At 47.3% G+C, this 20,615-nt stretch carries 9 protein-coding genes, 2 tRNA genes, 3 rRNA genes and 3 pseudogenes; 4 read left to right on the top strand and 13 right to left on the bottom strand.

Features of this window, described 5'->3' with window-relative positions:
• Positions 1-18: 18 nt before the first annotated feature.
• Entirely contained in the window at positions 19-1,947 is a 1,929-nt protein-coding gene (locus ACDC99_RS07230; RefSeq protein WP_370756423.1) for a TonB-dependent receptor plug domain-containing protein, read from the bottom strand.
• A 177-nt stretch (positions 1,948-2,124) separates the two neighbouring features.
• Positions 2,125-3,396, bottom strand: a complete 1,272-nt coding sequence (locus ACDC99_RS07235; RefSeq protein WP_370756425.1) for an ATP-binding protein — start codon at positions 3,394-3,396, stop codon at positions 2,125-2,127.
• 827 nt (positions 3,397-4,223) lie between these two features.
• On the opposite strand from ACDC99_RS07235, the gene ACDC99_RS07240 reads away from it, so the two are divergent.
• Entirely contained in the window at positions 4,224-4,478 is a 255-nt protein-coding gene (locus ACDC99_RS07240) for a hypothetical protein (protein WP_288772686.1), read from the top strand.
• Positions 4,479-4,576: 98 nt separating this feature from the next.
• Here the strand turns inward: ACDC99_RS07240 and ACDC99_RS07245 are convergent, their stop codons facing one another.
• The 8 genes and pseudogenes from ACDC99_RS07245 to ACDC99_RS07280 all read right to left on the bottom strand — a co-directional run.
• On the bottom strand, positions 4,577-6,076 hold the full coding sequence (locus ACDC99_RS07245) for a reprolysin-like metallopeptidase (protein WP_042519386.1): 1,500 nt from the start codon (positions 6,074-6,076) through the stop codon (positions 4,577-4,579).
• A 953-nt stretch (positions 6,077-7,029) separates the two neighbouring features.
• Positions 7,030-7,142, bottom strand: a 5S ribosomal RNA gene (rrf, locus tag ACDC99_RS07250).
• Positions 7,143-7,223: 81 nt separating this feature from the next.
• Positions 7,224-10,119: ribosomal RNA gene (locus tag ACDC99_RS07255) — 23S ribosomal RNA — on the bottom strand.
• Positions 10,120-10,263: 144 nt separating this feature from the next.
• Positions 10,264-10,337, bottom strand: a tRNA-Ala gene (locus ACDC99_RS07260).
• A gap of 57 nt (positions 10,338-10,394) precedes the next feature.
• Positions 10,395-10,468, bottom strand: a tRNA-Ile gene (locus ACDC99_RS07265).
• Between the two features lie 155 nt (positions 10,469-10,623).
• Positions 10,624-12,155 (bottom strand): 16S ribosomal RNA (locus ACDC99_RS07270).
• The 16S, 23S and 5S rRNA genes sit together here with 2 tRNA genes alongside, the layout of an rRNA operon.
• Positions 12,156-13,100: 945 nt before the next feature.
• Positions 13,101-13,592, bottom strand: a complete 492-nt coding sequence (locus tag ACDC99_RS07275; protein WP_370756428.1) for an HU family DNA-binding protein — start codon at positions 13,590-13,592, stop codon at positions 13,101-13,103.
• 751 nt (positions 13,593-14,343) lie between these two features.
• Positions 14,344-14,503 (bottom strand): annotated as a pseudogene (locus tag ACDC99_RS07280) (restriction endonuclease subunit S); the annotation flags it as partial.
• A 56-nt stretch (positions 14,504-14,559) separates the two neighbouring features.
• On the opposite strand from ACDC99_RS07280, the gene xerA reads away from it, so the two are divergent.
• The 3 genes and pseudogenes from xerA to ACDC99_RS07295 all read left to right on the top strand — a co-directional run.
• Entirely contained in the window at positions 14,560-15,552 is a 993-nt protein-coding gene (xerA, locus tag ACDC99_RS07285) for a site-specific tyrosine recombinase/integron integrase (protein WP_370756429.1), read from the top strand.
• Between the two features lie 64 nt (positions 15,553-15,616).
• On the top strand, positions 15,617-16,183 hold the full coding sequence (locus tag ACDC99_RS07290; RefSeq protein ID WP_370756431.1) for a DUF1016 N-terminal domain-containing protein: 567 nt from the start codon (positions 15,617-15,619) through the stop codon (positions 16,181-16,183).
• Positions 16,180-16,815: pseudogene (locus ACDC99_RS07295) on the top strand (restriction endonuclease subunit S domain-containing protein); the annotation flags it as partial. The gene ACDC99_RS07290 and the pseudogene ACDC99_RS07295, both read left to right, overlap by 4 nt.
• Before the next feature lie 444 nt (positions 16,816-17,259).
• Here ACDC99_RS07295 and ACDC99_RS07300 read toward each other — a convergent pair.
• From ACDC99_RS07300 to ACDC99_RS07310, 3 genes and pseudogenes are all read right to left on the bottom strand, one after another.
• Positions 17,260-17,868 (bottom strand): annotated as a pseudogene (locus ACDC99_RS07300) (restriction endonuclease subunit S); the annotation flags it as partial.
• 83 nt (positions 17,869-17,951) lie between these two features.
• Positions 17,952-18,944 carry a virulence RhuM family protein gene (locus ACDC99_RS07305; RefSeq protein WP_370756432.1) on the bottom strand — a complete coding sequence of 331 codons (993 nt, stop codon included), beginning with the start codon at positions 18,942-18,944 and terminating at the stop codon, positions 17,952-17,954.
• Positions 18,937-20,613 carry an HsdM family class I SAM-dependent methyltransferase gene (locus ACDC99_RS07310; protein ID WP_287073269.1) on the bottom strand — a complete coding sequence of 559 codons (1,677 nt, stop codon included), beginning with the start codon at positions 20,611-20,613 and terminating at the stop codon, positions 18,937-18,939. Before ACDC99_RS07310 ends, ACDC99_RS07305 begins: the two co-directional genes overlap by 8 nt.
• Between the last annotated feature and the right edge of the window lie 2 nt (positions 20,614-20,615).

A 20,615-nucleotide genomic window follows, 5' to 3' on the forward strand; every position in this document is an offset into this window, starting at 1 on the left:
CAAGAGTTGGAGAACTTCTCAGAGTTCGAATTTCACTGTCGCCTTCCAGTTACGTCCCGGCATGGGATAGCGCTTCACCACTTCGTGGCGCGAGTCGGTCAGATTGTTGCATTCCACTGTAGCCTGCACCACCATACCGTTTTTCAATCTGAACCGCTTGTTCAGCTTCAGGTCCACGGTATACCAGTCGCCAAGCAGGTCGTCGGCATTGTTTGAGATGAGGGCGAAGCGCTCACCGGTATACAGGAACGAGGTGCAGAGCGAATATGAGTCGTAGCCGAGATCTATGATGAGCGAACCGGAATGCAGCGGACTGTATGGCACGTAGTGCTTGTATTCCGGGTCGGAGGGCATACTGTAGTCGCGGTCGCTCTGACAGGTGTAGTTGGCGTTTGTGGCAAGTGAGAATTTTCCCCATTCGTTGCTGTATCCTCCGGATAGCGACAGTCCGAGCGACTTCACCATGCCGAAGTTCACCATCGACCATCTGAACTGGCATTTCATCGGTATCGCCACTATCTTGTCTTCTATCTCGTTGTAGTATCCGTCGATGGCAAAGTGGAGATGTCTGCCGCGATAGTCCACTCCGGCATCCCACTGCGTGGTGTATTCCGGCTTCAGGTCGGTGCTACCCACAAGGGTGTAGTATAGGTCGTTGAGCGTGGGGGCGCGGAAGATGCGCTTGTTGAAGGCTCTCACCACCCACGGCCCGCTCTTGTAGGAGGCGAGGAACATCGGTGTGAGCTTCCTTAGCGGCGAGGCGTTGCCGCGTGTGTGGTCTTGTATGTGGGTATAGAGCATGGCGAGGTTCACCTCCAGTCCTCTATACGAGAGAATGGCTGAGAGTAGGCTCTTGGAGTCGAGGCGGTATACGTAGCTCGACTTATACACGTCGGTATTGAGGTCGCTCCATGTGATGTCGGTGCTCGCCGTGAGCGACAGGTATTTCATGTTGTACGACCCTGCCACAGAGGCGTAGACGCTCTGCTGCGTGTAGTGGTTGTTGCAGTAGATGGCGGCGGCGTTGGTAGATGGGTCCTGCAGATAGTGCAGATAGTCGAACGAGTATTTCAGGTTGGTGCGCAGTCCGAAGTTCTCCCACAGTTTCTTGTATGACGACTGCACGAAGAAGTTCTGGTCCCACTGCCGGTCGGTGGAGTCCCACTGGTCGGTGAGCCGTCGTATCACGGGACCGGGCAGTCCGCGCTCCGAGTTGTAGTAATACACGTGGGTGGCGAGACCCTTGTAGAATCCAGCCGCCTCGAGCCTGTAGAAACGGATGTCTGAATTGTGGCGCTTGCCGATGGTGTCTTCAGAGAGGGAGCGGAAGCGGAACTTGTAGTTTCCGTCAGTATGCTGATATTCGGCATCCACGAAGAGGCGGTCTTTCAGCGAGAAATACCCCTTCACCTTGTTCAGTCCGAACGACCCCGTGCCGTATTCTGCGGTCAGCGTGGTGCGGTCGGGTTTCCTGGTCTGCATATACACTGTGGCAGCCGAGGCATATTCGGTTGCCGACTGCAGGCGCTCGTTCTTGTTGGCGTTGTATAGCGACACCGACTCCATATTGGAGAGTGAATATCTGCCCAGGTCCACCTGTCCGTTCTGTGCGTTGGTGATGCGGATGCCGTCGAGATACACCCCCACGTGCTGCGAGCCGAGCGAGCGCACGTTTACGGTCTTCAGTCCGCCCAGTCCGCCGAAATCCTTTATCTGCACGCCTGAGAAATATTTCAGTGCGTCGGCAACAGAAGTGGTGGAGAGGTTCTGCAGCGTAGGACCCGAGATGGTCTGGCTGGGTGTGAGATAGTGGGGACGCTCCCCCACACACACCACGTCGTCGATGCTGAAGAGGCTGTCCTCATAGTTTATGAGACTCTTCTGCGCCCAAAGGGTATGGAGAGAAGAGCACAGGATTATCAATGCTGATAGTATTTTATGATTCATAGAATAATGTATGGGCGGATTGCCGCTGCAAAAATATGAAAAAAAGGATATATCAGCACTATATATGTCGGAAAAATGTATCGGGAGGCATTATAGCATTGTATGTCTATAAGGCCCCAATCGGTCATCAGAACGTTTACCCCACCATCGGTCATTATACCTTGCATGTGATTATTGTCAGTCTTTCAGACATCCGACAGGCACAACATACACGCCGTCTTTCCTTCGATATGCGAAGTCGCCAGTTCCCGTCAGCACCATCATGAATGAAGGTACATTCATCTTGTCTGTATTGATTTTTTCTGCAAGACTAATAAGATTGGTAGCTCCCTCGTTGATGAGCTTGTCGCCACCGAGCTTCACTTCCACAAGACCATATTTCCCGTTTCGCAGATGCACTACAGCATCACATTCCAATCCGTTTTTGTCCCTATAATGATATACCTCTCCATCCAAAGCGTCAGCAAAGACTCTCAAGTCTCTGACACAAAGAGTCTCGAAGAAAAGTCCCATCGTATTGAGGTCGTTAATCAGATCCTTAGGACCAAGTCCCAATATCGCAGTACCTATAGAGGGGTCAATGAAATATCGGGTATTTGCAGTTCGGATTGCGGTTTTGGAGCGCAGGTTCGGATTCCACGCTTCAGAGTCCTCGATAACGAATATCTTCCGCAACGTTTCCAAGTAGCTTCCTGCCGTCTTGACGCTGATTTCATTTTCATCATTTGTCAGCATGTCTGCCACGATAGTACCGATAGTAGCTTGCGAACCTTGGTTGCGGGCATACGACCGCAGGAGCAACCTTGTAGTAGTGGCATTACGATTCACGCCATCAACCCGCGAAACGTCTTTCTTGACAACCGCATCCACATAGTCGAAAGCCTGTGCCAAAGCAGCCTCATCCTGCAATCCGCATGCAAAAGGCCAGCCGCCACGGCAGATAAGAAAGGCAAGGTCTTCAATTTTCAACTTGTTAGTGGCAATTATTTTTTCCGGTGTCTCAAACAAATGTGCCAAGCTCACCTTTCCGTTTGATTCTCCCGACTCATACAGACTCATGGGACGCATGGTAAGCCAGCTGAATCTTCCTGTTCCAGAATGATGCATGTCTTTTTCTTCGGCAGGAACGGCAGAACCTGTCAAGACAAACTGTCCGACATCATGCCTATGGTCAACCTCAAATCTTATGGCGTCCCAGAGTTTTGGTGCCAGCTGCCACTCGTCGATCAGCCTTGGAGTTTCACCATCCAGCAAGACAGAAGCGTCGATTTCTGCCATCTGCAGATTCGTCTCCAGCGAGGCAGGATTGTCCATATACAGGATACTGCGGGCTTGTTGCTCTGCGGTGGTCGTTTTTCCGCACCATTTAGGTCCTTCAATCAAAACCGCCCCCTTGCTTGCCAGTTTCTTAGCAAGCATCTGGTCAGCAATTCTATGTTTGTATTCCATATCTCAGATATTTGATTACGAATTCATATAATTAAAATGCATGAAGAACGGTAACATCAAACGTGTTTTTATGTTATCACAATATGCATCTTTATATTTCAAGATAGTGTAAATCGAATGCAAAGATAGGAATTTATTGTCATATTTCCTCAGTTGGCCGTGTTTTATTTCCTCAGTTGGCCGTGTTTCACTTCCTCAGTTGGCTGCATTTCACTTCCTCGGTTGGCCGATATTCGTTTCCTCAGTTGGCCGTGTTTCACTTCCTCAGTTGGCCGAAACACTATCAAAAGAAACTATTTTTGCATGGAAGAACTACTGCAAGCTACACAAGACTGACACTCCTCCGGTAGTTGTTCTTTGCTTTGAAAATTGCCAAGCCATAATCATTGGAAAGTATAACAAAAACTACAGGAAATGGGCAAGCACCGTGCCCATGTGGGGCAAGCAGCTTTCTCACTTGGGGCAAGCAGCGTGCCCCAAGTGGGCAAATTTCGTACTCCAAACTGCGCCCAAAACATTACATTGGACGGACAGTAATCCACTATTCTGAAAAAGCAAAATCCAGACAAGTTCCAATGACCGGTTTGGGATAAAAACACTTCAGGCAGCATAAAAAAAACAGTTCAGGCAGCAGTGGAAGAAAGCTCTTCATCACTGCTGCCTGCTGTTGATGTGACGACGTCCAGACAAGTTGGCGGAAAAGTGGCGCAACCGACAAACCCTGTGGGGAGGGTGTACGGACGCTAACCCAAAACTGTTGCTAAACGATACATAATTGCCCCCAAAGTTAGTACCTTTGCACTATGAATCGTAGCAGCAACATAAATATGTATGAAGGCCTTGCCTCATATTTTCTCCCTACAGGTATCCTTGAGTACTTTGAAGTGACAGACTTCACTGAGATTCCGACACAGGACACCGAAGTCCTATACACAACCGAGCTTCATATCTATCTTGATGAACGCGACAATCGCACTCCAGACATGAGTGGCTCTGTGAGCGATGGTTTCGGCGAGGAGGCATGTCTTCTTGGTTTGAACCACCAAGGCTTACTAACGGAGAAACACTCGTTGAAGCATTAACCCGGTGTCGCAGGCAATTGTCCATGAGCCGGGAGAAATGGAGCCTGACGCAGGAAAAACGGGCGAAGACTCTCTTTGAACTGCATCCAAAACTAGAATTACTTCACGAGAACCCTCTTTCCATTGCATATATAAATACCTCGGGGCAGTGACGAAGCACGTTTTGCCGAAACCTTTCGTCCACTGACATCGTAGATGCAATCTGCTGACGATTTGCCGGCACCGGGAATGGAGATGGATGATGGAATACCACTGCCGGAAAGAAGAAAGCCGCCACCACCCTCTGGTGTAAGGCACGAAAGTGTGTATGCCGCACCGCCTATTTCCTCAATGCGTATTATACCTGCACGGACGGAACAAACTGCAGTGGAAAAATCCACGTCAAGATTATCTATCTTCAAGTCAGGCATCTCAACCACACATTCGCCATCAAGGGCCGGAACGGAGGCCGCAAGGATGTGGTTGAATGTTTTTCCATAATCAGTCGAGAGCGTTATCCTCAGTCTGCTTTCCGAATTAAAATAACTGGTATTTACTCCCCATGAAAGACGCACCTTGTCGCCAGGAACATAGTTCTGCTTGTCTGGAGAGAGGGATAGCGAGAAGCGTTCGCCTCCTACAATATCCACACCTATCTGGCGTGTAGTATAATTGCTGTAGAAAGGTGAAGCGATAAAAGTCTGCCACGTAAGAATGTCGGAGTCGGGCATATCGTTGATAGAGAGTGTCATGGAATAACTGCCCGCTGCCTTGTTATGGATGTCGGTCTTGTTTACTATATAATAATAACCGTCATAAAAGATATCCGCCACGTATTGGGGTCGGAAATCCAATCGCGAACTAAAGGTCGGAGGCATCAGGGTAAAATCATTGCTGACAGTAGCGTAAGAAATCCTGTTATTCTCTGCATCGTCTGCCTGAACATCCAACGCAAGGCATGCTCCCAAGGGAATTCTGACAGAATATGGCATGTTGCTTCCAAATGCAGGTGCTGTATTGGATACCTTCTGTCCGTACACATAGTTTCCTCCCAAATCTGAACCGACAAGGGTGTTCTTGTCCTGGTCGCTGTAGTAGGCAGCGTTATTCTTGACACATGAAGAGCGTATCTGCATAATGGAAGTCAGGGAGAGAAAATTTCCCCCTGCGTCCATCAGCGAAGCATCCTCTGTGTGCCCGGCACCAAACAAGTGTGCTATTTCATGCGCCACAATCCATGGATTAGGGGCGGCATATCCGGATGCCTTGCTGTCCTTCTTGTATGCCCCTTCCAGTATAGAAAGGCCGTTGTTGTTTTCATTCTCGGGACGATGCAGAATCCAAATGCCTATATCGTACGAAGACTGACCGATAAGTTCGTCGAGAAGTTCTGTTCCGTAACTGGGAGCATTCATATAGTTTTCATCTATAATGTTATACGAAGACAGCAAAAGTCTGCTATCCCTGTTCACGGTAAAACAAAATCCCAACGGAACGTAAACCTTGTTGAGATATTCCTCCACATCGGACCAGAATTGTTTTACAGCGGCTTCATCGCCATGAAAGTCTTCCTCAAAGGATGACCTTGTAACTGGCACTGCCGCCTTGTAATAACGCATTACATTGTCGCCGGGAATGGTATTTTGCGACATGGACGGTGCGGATACAAGGATGCACAGTAAAAAACAGAAAATAAAACTTAACCTTGAATGTTTCATAGAAGTATGTCTTTAGGGAGGGTTTATAAATCCACTTTAAGCTCAGCGAGAAGTCAGAACCTCATTATGGCTACCGCTGATGTGATTTTGTTTCCGCAAATTAAGCGAAACTTTTTCAAATATTGCAAGTATCTCTATTGATATTTTTCGGAGAGAGTATCGCTTTGATTATTATTAACAACTAAGCATAAAGATTTTAAGCGGTTATCCAGTTTCTATGGTATTTGAATACCTGTGCCGTACGGGCGATGTTATATGTCAGGTTTGTCAATGCAACATTTGCTTTGTCACGGATACTACCTATCCCACTAAAAACAAGACCTCCCATCGAACGCTCTATTAAAGCATGACCGCGCCTTGCTGATGCAAATCGCGTCTTTTTAACATTTCAAGGATTGTATTCAAATGTTAATACGATTTGCTTTTTGCCGAAAAATGTTGTATATTTGTATAGTGAAAAGGAGAGAGCCCGAAGACAGAAGGCTTTCTCCTCTTTTTTGGCCCATATTGGCCGTTGTTTTTTCTTTGAGATAGAAAAATTTCTCGTTGCGAGCGAATTTTTTCTCCGTGCAGTTGGTGCGTGCGGCGGCCCTTTCCCGATTTTTTTTCGGGCCCTGAAACTATAAAAAAACCGTCAACCATCTGGTCCCATATCCGGAAGTGTCTATAATTCAGCCACTTCCGTCTGTTTCTGCATGCAAAAACCATCTGGTAATTGTCCGGACAATTCAATTATCGTCTGATGAAAACAGACATAAAGCTGCATGAGAACCAAGGAAGACCCTGATGCGTACAGACGCAAAAAAAATCCTCCGGAGGATTGCTCTTCCGGAGGATTCAAGCTTTAAAGTGAAAAAAGGCGGTTACCTACTCTCCCACATTGCATTGCAGTACCATCGGCGCAAGCGGGCTTAACTTCTCTGTTCGGAATGGGAAGAGGTGGAACCCCGCCGCTGTCGCCACCTGATATGGGGGACATGCGTTATAGTTACAGACATATCACTTGGTAGAATTGACAGTTGCAATACAACTGAAAGTGTGTGCCGGAAAGCGAAAGCTCTCGGGCAATTAGTAGCGCTCGGCTTTGACGTCGCCGTCTTTACACCTGCGCCCTATCAACGTCGTCGTCTGCGACGACCCTCAATGGAGTTCTAATCTCGTGGAAAGCTTCGCACTTAGATGCTTTCAGCGCTTATCCGATCCAGACGCGGATACCCGGCGGTGCGCCTGGCGGCACAACCGGTACACCGGAGGTCTGTCCGTCACGGTCCTCTCGTACTAGTGACAGCACCACTCAAAACTCCTGCGCCCACGATAGATAGAGACCGAACTGTCTCACGACGTTCTGAACCCAGCTCGCGTGCCACTTTAATGGGCGAACAGCCCAACCCTTGGGACCTTCTCCAGCCCCAGGATGTGACGAGCCGACATCGAGGTGCCAAACCACCCCGTCGATATGAGCTCTTGGGGGGGATCAGCCTGTTATCCCCGGAGTACCTTTTATCCTTTGAGCGACGGAGTTTCCATACACATCCGCCGGATCACTATGCCCCAGTTTCCTGCCTGCTCGGGATGTCTCCCTCCCAGTCAAGCGCCCTTTTGCCATTGCACTCTTGAAGGCCGCTTACCAAACGGCCCGAGGGCACCTTTGGAAGCCTCCGTTACGCTTTTGGAGGCGACCACCCCAGTCAAACTACCCACCAAGCAGTGTCCGCGACTATCCGCGTTAGACCTCAGACAGCCAAAGGGCCGTATTTCAAGGATGGCTCCACAACGCCTGGCGACGCCGCTTCGAAGCCTCCGGCCTATCCTACACATCGGATGACCAAGGTCAATGCTAAGCTGTAGTAAAGGTTCACGGGGTCTTTTCGTCCCATCGCGGGTAATCGGCATCTTCACCGATACTACAATTTCACTGAGCTCATGGCCGAGACAGCGTCCGGATCATTACACCATTCGTGCAGGTCGGAACTTACCCGACAAGGAATTTCGCTACCTTAGGACCGTTATAGTTACGGCCGCCGTTTACCGGGGCTTCAATTCAATGCTTCCCTTGCGGTGACATCTCCTCTTAACCTTCCGGCACCGGGCAGGTGTCAGGCTGTATACTTCATCTTTCGAGTTCGCACAGCCCTGTGTTTTTGTTAAACAGTTGCCTGGACCTATTCTCTGCGCCTCACCCGGAGGTGAGGACCCCTTATCCCGAAGTTACGGGGTCAGTTTGCCTAGTTCCTTAGCCATGAATCTCTCAACGCCTTAGTATGTTCTACCCAACTACCTGTGTCGGTTTGCGGTACGGGTACCGCCAACATGAGTTTAGCCCATTTTCTCGGGAGTATGATTACCCTCGCTGTCAGGTTCCCCCGAAGGGGACCCCGTACTTTCGGGTTTCAGCTCAAACGCCGGATTTGCCTGGCATTCTCATAGCCTACGCCCTTCAACGCCCTATTCCGTCAGGGCGCGGAGGTGTCACTGCTCCGTCTGGACATCACTGATGGCGGTAGTCACGGAATGTTGACCGTGTCTGCCATCGGCCTCGCCGCTCGGCTTAGCCTTAGGACCCGACTGACCCCAGGATGAATGGCATTGCCTGGGAAACCTTAGTCGTTCGGCGGGAGGGGTTCTCGCCCTCCTAATCGTTACTTATACCTACATTTGCTTTTCCATAGGCTCCAGCAGTAGTCACCTACTGCATTCTACGCCGATGGAATGCTCCCCTACCGATACTTTTATTATTTGCTATCCCGCGCCTTCGGTGCCTGTCTTATACCCGATTATTATCCATGCACGGACCCTCGACCAGTGAGCTGTTACGCACTCTTTGAATGAATGGCTGCTTCCAAGCCAACATCCTGGCTGTCTCAGGGACCACACTTCGTTAGACTAACTCAGACAGAACTTCGGGACCTTAGACGGCGGTCCGGATTCTTCTCCTCTCGGGGACGGACCTTAGCACCCGCCCCCTTACTGCAGGAATACTAAGCGTGAGCATTCGGAGTTCGTCAGGTCTCGATAGGCGGTGAAGCCCTCTTGACCTATCGGTCGCTCTACCTCTCACGCTGACCTTCCCACGCGGCACCTAAATGCCTTTCGGGGAGTACGAGCTATCTCCAAGTTTGATTGGCCTTTCACTCCTACACTCACCTCATCCAGAAGCTTTTCAACGCTTATTGGTGCGGTCCTCCATCCCGTGTTACCGGGACTTCAACCTGGACAAGTGTAGATCACTTGGTTTCGCGTCTGCCTCCGCCAACTTGACGCCCTCTTCAGGCTCGCTTCCACTACGGCTTCGTCCCTCATGGGACTTAACCTCGCTGGCGACGGCAACTCGTAGGTTCATTATGCAAAAGGCACGCCGTCACATCACATGGATGCTCCGACCGCTTGTAGGCGCATGGTTTCAGGATCTCTTTCACTCTTCTCGTCGAAGTGCTTTTCACCTTTCCCTCACGGTACTGGTACACTATCGGTCTCACGGGAGTATTTAGCCTTGCCGGATGGTCCCGGCGGATTCGGGCAGGATTCCTCGTGTCCCGCCTTACTCAGGATACCGCTAGGCCTTCGCTCGCTTCACGTACGGGGCTTTCACCCTCTACGGCCGGACTTTCCAGTCCATTCTGTTCACGATAAAAGTACCACAGCGCGGTCCTACAACCCCGGCGTTGCCTTGACAACACCGGTTTGGGCTCTTCCCCGGTCGCTCGCCACTACTGGGGGAATCATTGTTTATTTTCTCTTCCTGGAGGTACTAAGATGTTTCAGTTCCCTCCGTTCGCCTCCGGACTTTTGTCCGGATGACAGTCCTTCAGACTGCCGGGTTGTCCCATTCGGAAATCCCTGGATCAAAGGTCATTTGCACCTCCCCAGGGCTTGTCGCAGCTTATCACGTCCTTCATCGCCTCCGTGAGCCTAGGCATCCGCCATACGCCCTTTCTTACTTTCGCCTATGTCCGCATGTGAATATGAATACTCACAAGGGACCTAGCCCATACTTTCAGCTGTATTGAAATTTTCTTTTCTACAGTTTTGTCTGTAACAACATGTCAAAGATCGTTTTCGTTGAGAATCTTCAGAATTCTCACGAATCGTGGAGAATAACGGATTCGAACCGTTGACCCCCTGCTTGCAAAGCAGGTGCTCTAGCCAGCTGAGCTAATCCCCCAAATTACATTGAAGAACAATATTGGAGAGTGAGGCTCATTTCGTTTCGCCTCTTACGTAGTCCCAGGCAGACTTGAACTGCCGACCTCCACATTATCAGTGTGGCGCTCTAACCAACTGAGCTATAGGACTGTCAGGTTGGTCAGGTGTATGGACTTCTCCGCCCAGTTTCCTTTGTCTCTCTTTATTCTTGAAAAACAGGAGTTCGTGAGTACAAGAAGATTTTTGGAAAGACTTACTTCCGTATCCTCTAATCACAGGTGCACCTTTTCGAAAGGCATCTCCAGAAAGGAGGTGTTCCAGCCGCACCTTCCGGTACGGCTACCTTGTTACGACTTAGCCCCAATCACCGGTTTCGCCCTAGGCCGACCCTTGCGGTCACGGACTTCAGGCGCCCCCGGCTTTCATGGCTTGACGGGCGGTGTGTACAAGGCCCGGGAACGTATTCACCGCGCCATGGCTGATGCGCGATTACTAGCGAATCCAGCTTCGTGGGGTCGGGTTGCAGACCCCAGTCCGAACTGGGGGACACTTTAGCGATTGGACGGACGTTGCCGGCCGCCGGCGCTCTGTATGCCCCATTGTAACACGTGTGTAGCCCCGGACGTAAGGGCCGTGCTGATTTGACGTCATCCCCACCTTCCTCACACCTTACGGTGGCAGTGTCCGCAGAGTGCCCGGCATCACCCGATGGCAACTACGGAGAGGGGTTGCGCTCGTTATGGCACTTAAGCCGACACCTCACGGCACGAGCTGACGACAACCATGCAGCACCTTCACAGAGACCCCGAAGGGCGTCATTATCTCTAAATCCTTCCTCTGCAATTCAAGCCCGGGTAAGGTTCCTCGCGTATCATCGAATTAAACCACATGTTCCTCCGCTTGTGCGGGCCCCCGTCAATTCCTTTGAGTTTCACCGTTGCCGGCGTACTCCCCAGGTGGGATGCTTAACGCTTTCGCTTGGCCACTCGCCCAGGTGGGCGAATAGCGGGCATCCATCGTTTACCGTGCGGACTACCAGGGTATCTAATCCTGTTCGATACCCGCACTTTCGAGCCTCAGCGTCAGTTGCGCTACCGTCAGCTGCCTTCGCAATCGGAGTTCTTCGTGATATCTAAGCATTTCACCGCTACACCACGAATTCCGCCAACGTCCCGCGTACTCAAGTGGACCAGTTCGCGCCGCACGTCCGCCGTTGAGCGACGGAATTTCACGACACGCTTAACCCACGGCCTGCGCTCCCTTTAAACCCAATAAATCCGGATAACGCCCGGACCTTCCGTATTACCGCGGCTGCTGGCACGGAATTAGCCGGTCCTTATTCAAATGGTACATGCAATGCGGGACGCGTCCCGCACTTTATTCCCAAACAAAAGAGGTTTACAACCCGTAGGGCAGTCTTCCCTCACGCTACTTGGCTGGTTCAGGCTTGCGCCCATTGACCAATATTCCTCACTGCTGCCTCCCGTAGGAGTTTGGACCGTGTCTCAGTTCCAATGTGGGGGACCTTCCTCTCAGAACCCCTACTGATCGTCGCCTTGGTGGGCCGTTACCCCGCCAACAAGCTAATCAGACGCATCCCCATCCCATACCGCCAGTCCTTTCGTCATCAAAAAATGCCTCTTAATGACAGCATACGGTATTAATCCGCCTTTCGACGGGCTATCCCGTGGTATGGGCCAGGTTGGATACGCGTTACTCACCCGTGCGCCGGTCGTCATCCTGGAAGAGCAAGCTCTACCAGATGTTACCCCGCGACTTGCATGTGTTAAGCCTGTAGCTAGCGTTCATCCTGAGCCAGGATCAAACTCTCCATTGTATAATATCTTTATAATGACCTTTCCCGAAGGAAAGTTCGTTTTGTCTCTGTTCAGAATGCCTCCGAAAATCATTCGGTATCACCTTCAGAAATTGATAGGTTTCGTTCTACCCAGAACTCCTTTATCCATGACCCCTATATAATATAAGGTGGAAAAGAAGCCTGCTTCTTGTACTACTACTTCTCTGTTTATTGTAATCTTTTCAAAGAACTCTTTCTTCTGTCGCTCTTTCTGACTTAATAACTGTTTTGTAACAGCGTTCGTTCTCAAAAGCGGATGCAAAGGTATGGGTTTTTCTCATACCATCCAAATGTTTTCAAAAGAAAATGAGAAAAAAGTGACGGTTTTCCTTTTATTTGACAGAATTAAAGGGAAAGGTGTAGGGTTTACATTATATTTATATATGCGCGCGAAAGGAAATTATCAATGATTCCTCTTTGGGTGTTTCTTAGATTTGAAAGTGCGGGGCTCCCCTTTCACTTAGCAAATGATTCGGTTGATGGTTTTTTATACAAAAACCATGATAAACCGCAAGTATAATGGCAGAAAATGAAAACAAGTCTGATGGCATCAGCCCCCTCTCGGTCTCGAACCCATCCTAACCTTCCCTGCAGGATAACCCATCCTGACATTCCCCAAGGGAAGGAACAAGTTACTATGCTTTGTCAAAGACTTCTTCAGACAATCATATCAGCCCCCACCTAGCCTCCCCCGTAGGGGAGGGACAGATACTATTGCTTTTGATAAACCACTGATAATCAGACGACTACTGACGATAATATTACTTGCAAGGGTATCTGTCCCTCCCCTACGGGGGAGGCCAGGTGGGGGCTGATGTCATTTAACCAGAGTAACCTGTTCCTCCCCTTGGGGAAGGTTAGGATGGGTTGTACTAAAATCCCTCCCACCCTATCATGAGGGCAAGAGGGAAAATGGCGTCAGAATCAGACAGTCTTGTTCTTCTCCTTGTTCGCACTGTCTACGAGCATCTTGTCACTTTCACGCATGAGAGTATTGAAGTTCTTGAACGACATCGCCTTGGTGAAGGCCGAACGGGTGAGGTTGTCCTTGTTTTCGGTCTGTGATGAGATGAAACGCAGTCCGCAGTCCATGATATTCTCTGCGGCGTTGAACTCCTCATACTTTGCTGCAGGCTTCGAGGTGAGATTGAGATAGAAAGTGCCGAGGTCGCCGAGCTGCACCTTCTTGCTCTGTGCCACGAGTTCGAGCAGACAGTCCACGAACGACATCATCACTCCCGACACTACACCTCTTGGGAATCCCACGTTGTGGTTTGCCATGTGGGTGATGAGCTCGTCGAAGGTCACGGTGTCGATGTGTTTCGCCTTCGCATACCACATCTTGTAGAATTTAGAGTCAGCAACGTTGTTCTGGAACAACTGATAATAAAGCTTGCCATTCTGTACTTTTGACATGATAATAAATTTTTAAGGGTTAATGATAATTGTTACTTGTTCAACGGGTTGTTCCGTTTTACATTTGCAAAGTTACAACATCCCCCAGGCGAGTTTTACGGTTATGGCGTGTTAGCGTTGGTTGATTAAAGTTATTGTTGAAAGAAAGTTCAGTTTAGGGGTAAAATACCAAGAAATAATTCGTAAAAGAATCAGATAAATGATAATTTAGCAATGGCTATGACCGTTCATAAGGGGCAGAACTCTCCGATGCTTAGTCAAGCTGATTTCTGCAGTTTCAGTATTTGCCGAATGAGAAGGTGAAACGTTAGCTAAACAGTGGCGGAGCATATGGTCTTGGTATTAATATTGAACGAAGATACAAGAGGTTCATCACTGAAGCACTTAGTCTAGATAGCTGCCATACTTCATTATGTGCAATTACGTTTGAGCGGCAACATTCATTAACAATGAAAGATGGTGAAGCATTATCTTTTCTATAAGAGTAAATGATGTTCACTTAGTTCAATTGCGGATATTCGACAATATACAATTGCGCCAATGGGCCAATACACTAATATCAATATGCACAATTTGTAACTGTGAACGTGATTGACTTTAGAAGCTTCAGAATAATGTTCGCAGTGTTCCTGTCTATCTGTTGTCGCCAAACTGTCTAATGTCACATAATAATCATTTCACGCTACCTTAGACTAAAGTCTTCGTGGAATGAATCTCGTTATGTAATGCGTCATATAATCAAAGATACACATATGCTCCACCCCTGTGGTATCTCACGTCTTCAGCTTCTCATTCCAACCATAGCTCCGCCACTCGATTTATACGGCTTGCCATCCTCATTCGGGAAGTCAAACTGCACAAACCAGTAGTCGTACGAGTTGCTTTGCCATTGCCTCTAAATTATCATTTATCAGCATCGTTTCTTTCTTCCATTATATTATATAGAGTCCAATACAAGTTTTATGACATGAAAGAAACAATTTTACAAGCCGTTTTGGACGGTATGCGAGCGTTTTTGACTGAAAATCAGTTGGAATTGCTGAATGATGTGACCCGAAAGGCACTGTCAGAGTGTGAGATTACGCCAAAGGCAACAGAGGAAGAACAACGCAATAAGGAAAACGCTGAACTTCTTGGCGCTTTTATATCCTCAAAGAAAGTGGAGGGTTGTTCTGACAAGACAATCCACTATTATAAGTCTTCCATTGAGAAGCTAATTGCTGCAGTTAAGAAAAACGTATGTGAAGTTGCAACCAATGACATTCGTTGCTATCTCGCTGAACAACAGGAACAACGAGGACTTAGCAAGGTTACGATTGACAACTTGCGTCGTATTTTTTCCAGTTTCTTTTCTTGGCTTGAAGACGAGGACTATATCACCAAAAGTCCTGTGCGCAGAATACACAAAGTGCGCACAGATGCTCTGGTGAAAGAGGTGCTGACAGATGAAAATATAGAAGTGTTGCGTGACAGTTGCCAAGAATTGCGTGACATTGCTATGATTGATTTGCTGCTTAGTACAGGTATGCGTGTTGGGGAGTTGGTGAAAATCAATCGTGAGGACATCGACTTTCAAGAGCGACAGTGTGTAGTGTTTGGCAAAGGCAACAAAGAACGTGAGGTGTATTTCAACGCACGCACTAAAATCCACCTCAAAAGGTATTTGGAGCAACGCACAGACACTAACCCTGCATTGTTTGTGAGTCTGCATGAACCTCACACACGGCTAACCATTAGTGGCGTAGAAGTTCGTTTGCGTCAGCTTGGAAAACGTGTAAATCTCAACAAGGTTCATCCTCACAAATTCCGTAGGACTTTGGCAACAATGGCTATTGACAAGGGTATGCCAATAGAACAAGTACAAAAGATGTTGGGACACGTAAAAATCGACACTACGCTGCATTATGCTATGGTAAACCAAGCCAATGTAAAGGCTGCTCACCGCAAATTCCTTAATTAAGGTTTAGAAATAAGTTATTCTGCTTGATTTTAATTACCTTTGCCATATAATACTATATGGGCAAATGAACAAGCCGATAAATATTTTAGACAAGGACTACTTACAATGGGTCAGTGAACTCTGTAAGCGTTATCACCAGAGTCAGGTAAAGGCCGCGGTGAAAGTCAATACCGAGATGCTCAAATTCTACTGGAGTTTGGGTAGGGACATTGTTGCCTTAAAAGCCGAAGCGCGTTGGGGAAGCAAGTTTCTTGCCAATTTGAGCCGAGACTTAAAGGAGCAGAATCCTGGTGCTACTTGCTTCTCGCCAAAGAACCTTCTCTATATGAAAAATTTCTACTGTATGTACTTGCCGTATTTTTCAATTGGTCAACAAATTGCTGACCAATTAGAGAATAATTCTACTCTGCTACAAAATGAGGGTAGAAACAGCAATAATGAAATTGGTCAGCAACTTGCTGACCAATTAGAGAGTGATATATTTGCTACTCCTTGGGGACATCATATTTTGTTGATTGACAAATTCTTGAATGAACCACAAAAGGCATTGTTCTATGTCCACCAAACCGTAGCAAATGGTTGGAGCAGAAATATGCTTCACAATTACAAAATGGAAGCAAGCAGATCATGAAACTAAATGATATAGCAGAATTTGTCACAGACAAAATTAGCAGTAGTAACATTTCTTTAGACAGATATGTCACTACGGATTCTTTATTGCAAAACAGAAGAGGTAGAGAAGGTGCTCTAAATCTACCTCCAATTCCGTGTGCCCTTACTCATTATAGGCAAGGTGATGTATTGGTAGCAAACATTCGACCTTATCTTAAAAAAGTTTGGTATGCAGATTCTGAAGGAGGGTGTTCTTCTGACGTTCTTGTTTTTAGAGCAAAGAATGGTCACTGCACTTCGTTTCTTTATACTGTTTTAATGCAGGATCCTTTCTTTGAATATGCCATGTTGGGTTCCAAAGGTAGTAAAATGCCACGTGGTGACAAAGACCAAATCATGCGATATGAATTGCCGACATTCACTCCTATGGAGGAAGAGAATATCGGCAATATGATGGTTGATATTATGTCAAAAATCAATGTCAATCGTCAGATAAATGATAATTTAGAGGCGATGGCAAAGCAACTCTACGACTACTGGTTTGTGCAGTTTGACTTCCCGAATGAGGATGGCAAGCCGTATAAATCGAGTGGCGGAGCTATGGTTTGGAATGAGAAGCTGAAGCGTGAGATACCACAGGGGTGGAGCGATTGCTGTTCTTGGTTGAATATCGGAGCGCAATTACATAACGGCTTAAATCCACTGAAAGAACATTTGTCTTAGGTAGCGTAAATATTTACTTATGTGACAATTAGACAGTTTTCGGACAATAATAGATTGGACCAACTGTGCAAAGATGTGATGATGAAGCCTTATGTAATGTCAACTCACTGTTCACATGCTTACAAATTGGTGATATTGTATTCAGTGCTATTGTTGTAACCATTGGGCTTGCACATATTATATTCTCGAAGAACTGACATTAGAACAAAGTTGAAACATGAACTCTTAGAGCAGTGTTCGACTATTATGGGTGCGCTCATAACGAACAAGAAGCAGACAAGTCGGCTCTGTAGCACTGTTGATCTTAGTAATAAGTCTTTATTTCGTTGCAATATATTAAGCCAAGCTATTGATGAGCTGTTTGCAGCAAATTTCATTGGTGAAGTCAAACTGCACAAACCAGTAGTCGTAGAGTTGCTTTGCCATTGCCTCTAAATTATCATTTATCTGACGATTGAGGGCTATTTTTGAGTCTAACAGTTGAAGAGTATAAGCAATTTTATTTTGCTCTTTTACTGTTGGTATGTATAGTTCTATATTCTTTAAGTCAGATAGAGCGAAACTTGATTGGTTAATGGCATCCTTACGAATATTGTCTATATGCCTTTTGAAAAGGCTAGTTCTAAATAAATAGGAAGCAAATATTGGATCTAGAATGTCCTGATTAGTTTTAATCCTTAGTACATTCATTCCATGAATAATCTTTTCACCATTTCTTTTACGATATAGAACAGTTCTCCCCAGGAATGTACGACTATTAATATGCGACATAAGCAAATCCTTATCATCTAAAATGTAATGAGAATATTTCTCCTCGTCAAAAATATCCCCATACCCCAATCTATCCCGATTAAAACAATCATTAGATAGTGTTTCTATACGTGTTATTGGCATTCCTTTAGCTGCTTTTGTCTGTTTTATAACAAGACCATTTTCTGCCATACGGAAGCAATCTCCCAACTTGTATTTTTTAAATTCCATAGCCAGTCATAAATTTGAAATAGTGCAAGTCAGACTTGCACTATTGTTAAAATCAATTTGGCAAGTGTACTTGCAGAATTGTATCATTCCTTACCCAGCAATCCTCTTATCTCCTTATCGAAGTCAGAGTCAATGCGTTGCGTCTTATTGAAAATATCATATTCTTCTTCCGCTTTCTTCTTGGCTTGCGCTGCCGATATTTTTCCTTTATCGGGCAATATCTGATAGCGCCGGAAAGTTAGGAATTCATTGACACTTGTAGAGAACTGCGCCATGTTGAACGTGTTTTCACGCTCAATGAGGTCTTCAATATAGTCGAAGAAGCCTGTAACGGCACGCTCCAGTTGTCGGATTTCCTTCTCTTGCAAGTAGTTCTTGGCAATAGATACGTCCGACTTTAAGACACGCCCGTCAGGAGCGTTCTTCCATGTGGTCAATCCCATGTGGTCTTTCGTATGGTCTGCCTTTGAATAGATAATCTCCGCTGCGGTCTGCCCTGTGATGGCAAAGTGGAAGCGGTTTTGTATCATCGCATAGAAATCTTTTGTTGTCGGAGAGTTCTTGTCATAGTCGGTGCTACACTCTGCATAGATGTCCGTAATCTGTTGCCAAATGCGGCGTTCACTCGCACGAATAGAACGCACACGTTCAAGCAATTCACGGAAGTAGTCTTTGCCAAACACCGCCGTTCCTTGTTTCAACCGCTCATCGTCCATAGCGAAGCCCTTCTTTATATACTCATTGAGAATCTTCGTAGCCCATTGGCGGAAACGTGTGGCTTTCAGAGAAGACACGCGATAGCCTACGGCGATAATTGCATCCAAGGAATAATATGTCGTGGTGTAGTTTTTGCCGTCAGCGGCAGTTGTTTCCATTTTGGAAATAACTGAATCCGCTACAAGTTCCCCCTCTTCAAAGATATTCTTCAGATGCTTGCTTATGGCAGGAACACCAACACCAAAGAGTTGTGCCATAGCCTTTTGGGTACACCAAAGCGTCTCGCCCTTGATAACCACTTGCACCTTGCCGTCAGCATCCGGCATGCTATACAGAAGATATTGGATCTCGTTACTCATCGTCGTGTTCCTTCCCTACGTTTTCATTAAAGTTGATACTATCCAACTGCTTCAGTATCTCTTCTTCGAGGCGGTGACTCTCCTCAAACTGTGCTTTCAGCGTTGTCTTGTATTCGTCCATGCGCTTGTTGAACTCCTCCTCGGTGATGTCCACATAGTCAATCTTGATGTCGAAATACTGTCCGGCAGACAGGCTATATCCTTTCTCTTTGATTTCATCGTATGTAACAGCAACCGAGAAGTCATCAACAGCCTCCTTGTTCTGGAATGTGTTCACGATCTTGTCAATCTCAAAATCGCGGAGTCTTCGCTTCTGGTTGTTACCCTCCTTGTATTCCTCACCCAGCTTGCTTGCGTCAATAAGAATCACCTTCTCGCTCTTTGCCGATTTGTCAAAGAACAGCACGGAGACATTGGTACCTGTAGTTGCAAACACGTTTGACGGCATGGAAACGCAGCCATACACCCATTTCTCGTCCACAATGCGCTGCAAAATACGCTTCTCCACACCACTCTTGGAAGTGATAAATCCAGTAGGAATGACAATGGCACCCTTACCCGTAGGTTTCAGCGAGTTAAGCAGATGTTGGATGAAGCAAGTGTATATAGCCATCTTCGGCTTGTTGGGATCAACCTTTTTCACAGCGTTAGGAACGCCAGCCCAAAAGCGGATGGTATCAGCAGCAAGCGTGTCACGGTATTCAGGGAAATCGAGCTTGAACGGAGGGTTGCTGACGATGAAGTCAAACTTCTTCAGCACCCCGTTGCTCTCCTTGTGCGAAGGCTCAGTGAGCGTGTTTCCCTGCACCACGTTAGGCAGCGAAGCCGCAAAATTGTTGAGAATAAGATTAAGACGAAGCATCTCCGACGACTTCTCCGAAATATCCTGCGAATAGATGGAGCATCTGTCCTCACCAATCTGATGGGCGAGCGCCATGAGCAGCGTACCAGTACCAGCCGACGGGTCATAGCAAGTGATGCCACGAAGATCAGCATTATCGCCAACCAGCAGCCGAGCCATCACCTGCGCAATGGCACGAGGCGTGTAATATTCTGCATACTTGCCACCACCGGCATTGTTAAAGCCCTTCAGAAGATATTCGAAGATATGAGAGAAAAAATCGTATTTCTCATCAAACACATCCTCAAAGTTGAACGAAGCCACATTACGCATCAGCGCCTTGGCAAACTCGTCACGCTTCTGCGTGTCAGTAACATAAGTGGTAAGCGGAAAGAAAATGTTCACCTTACTCTTGCCCGAAGTAGATACAGAGAATGTGTCGGCATTGAGGGAGGCGATGTCAACGAGCGTAGCGTCGAGCAGCGTAGAGAAGTCGCCCTTAGTGGCAGAGTTGTAAAGATGCGAAAGCGTATGCTCAGGTTTCATGCGTGGCACCGAGTGCGGCAGATAACTGAACAAGTCCTCCACCTCATCCTCTGTGAAAGAGTCATACTCGGCATCCCATTTTTCGGCGTTTCTCAACCGCTCGCCATACACCTCGTCGCGTTTGGCCTCATAACCGAACTTGTCGTTGAAAAACTTGTAAAGGAACATCTCCGTTACAATCTTGTATTCACTGCCCGTACCAGCCAAGCCGAAAGCCCCGGTAGTGCTCTTCAGAGAATCAATGAGGGCAATAGTAGCCTCCGATATATTGATGTTGCTCATTA

This window comes from Prevotella pectinovora, from assembly GCF_041323955.1.
GTDB lineage: Bacteria > Bacteroidota > Bacteroidia > Bacteroidales > Bacteroidaceae > Prevotella > Prevotella pectinovora.

Bases quoted from the DNA above. Each gene is read 5' to 3' on its own strand.
- ACDC99_RS07230 (WP_370756423.1), bottom strand. From the start codon at position 1,947: ATGAATCATAAAATACTATCAGCATTGATAATCCTGTGCTCTTCTCTC.
- ACDC99_RS07235 (WP_370756425.1), bottom strand. From the start codon at position 3,396: ATGGAATACAAACATAGAATTGCTGACCAGATGCTTGCTAAGAAACTG.
- ACDC99_RS07240 (WP_288772686.1), top strand. From the start codon at position 4,224: ATGTATGAAGGCCTTGCCTCATATTTTCTCCCTACAGGTATCCTTGAG.
- ACDC99_RS07245 (WP_042519386.1), bottom strand. From the start codon at position 6,076: ATGCGTTATTACAAGGCGGCAGTGCCAGTTACAAGGTCATCCTTTGAG.
- ACDC99_RS07275 (WP_370756428.1), bottom strand. From the start codon at position 13,592: ATGTCAAAAGTACAGAATGGCAAGCTTTATTATCAGTTGTTCCAGAAC.
- xerA (WP_370756429.1), top strand. From the start codon at position 14,560: ATGAAAGAAACAATTTTACAAGCCGTTTTGGACGGTATGCGAGCGTTT.
- ACDC99_RS07290 (WP_370756431.1), top strand. From the start codon at position 15,617: ATGAACAAGCCGATAAATATTTTAGACAAGGACTACTTACAATGGGTC.
- ACDC99_RS07305 (WP_370756432.1), bottom strand. From the start codon at position 18,944: ATGAGTAACGAGATCCAATATCTTCTGTATAGCATGCCGGATGCTGAC.
- ACDC99_RS07310 (WP_287073269.1), bottom strand. From the start codon at position 20,613: ATGAGCAACATCAATATATCGGAGGCTACTATTGCCCTCATTGATTCT.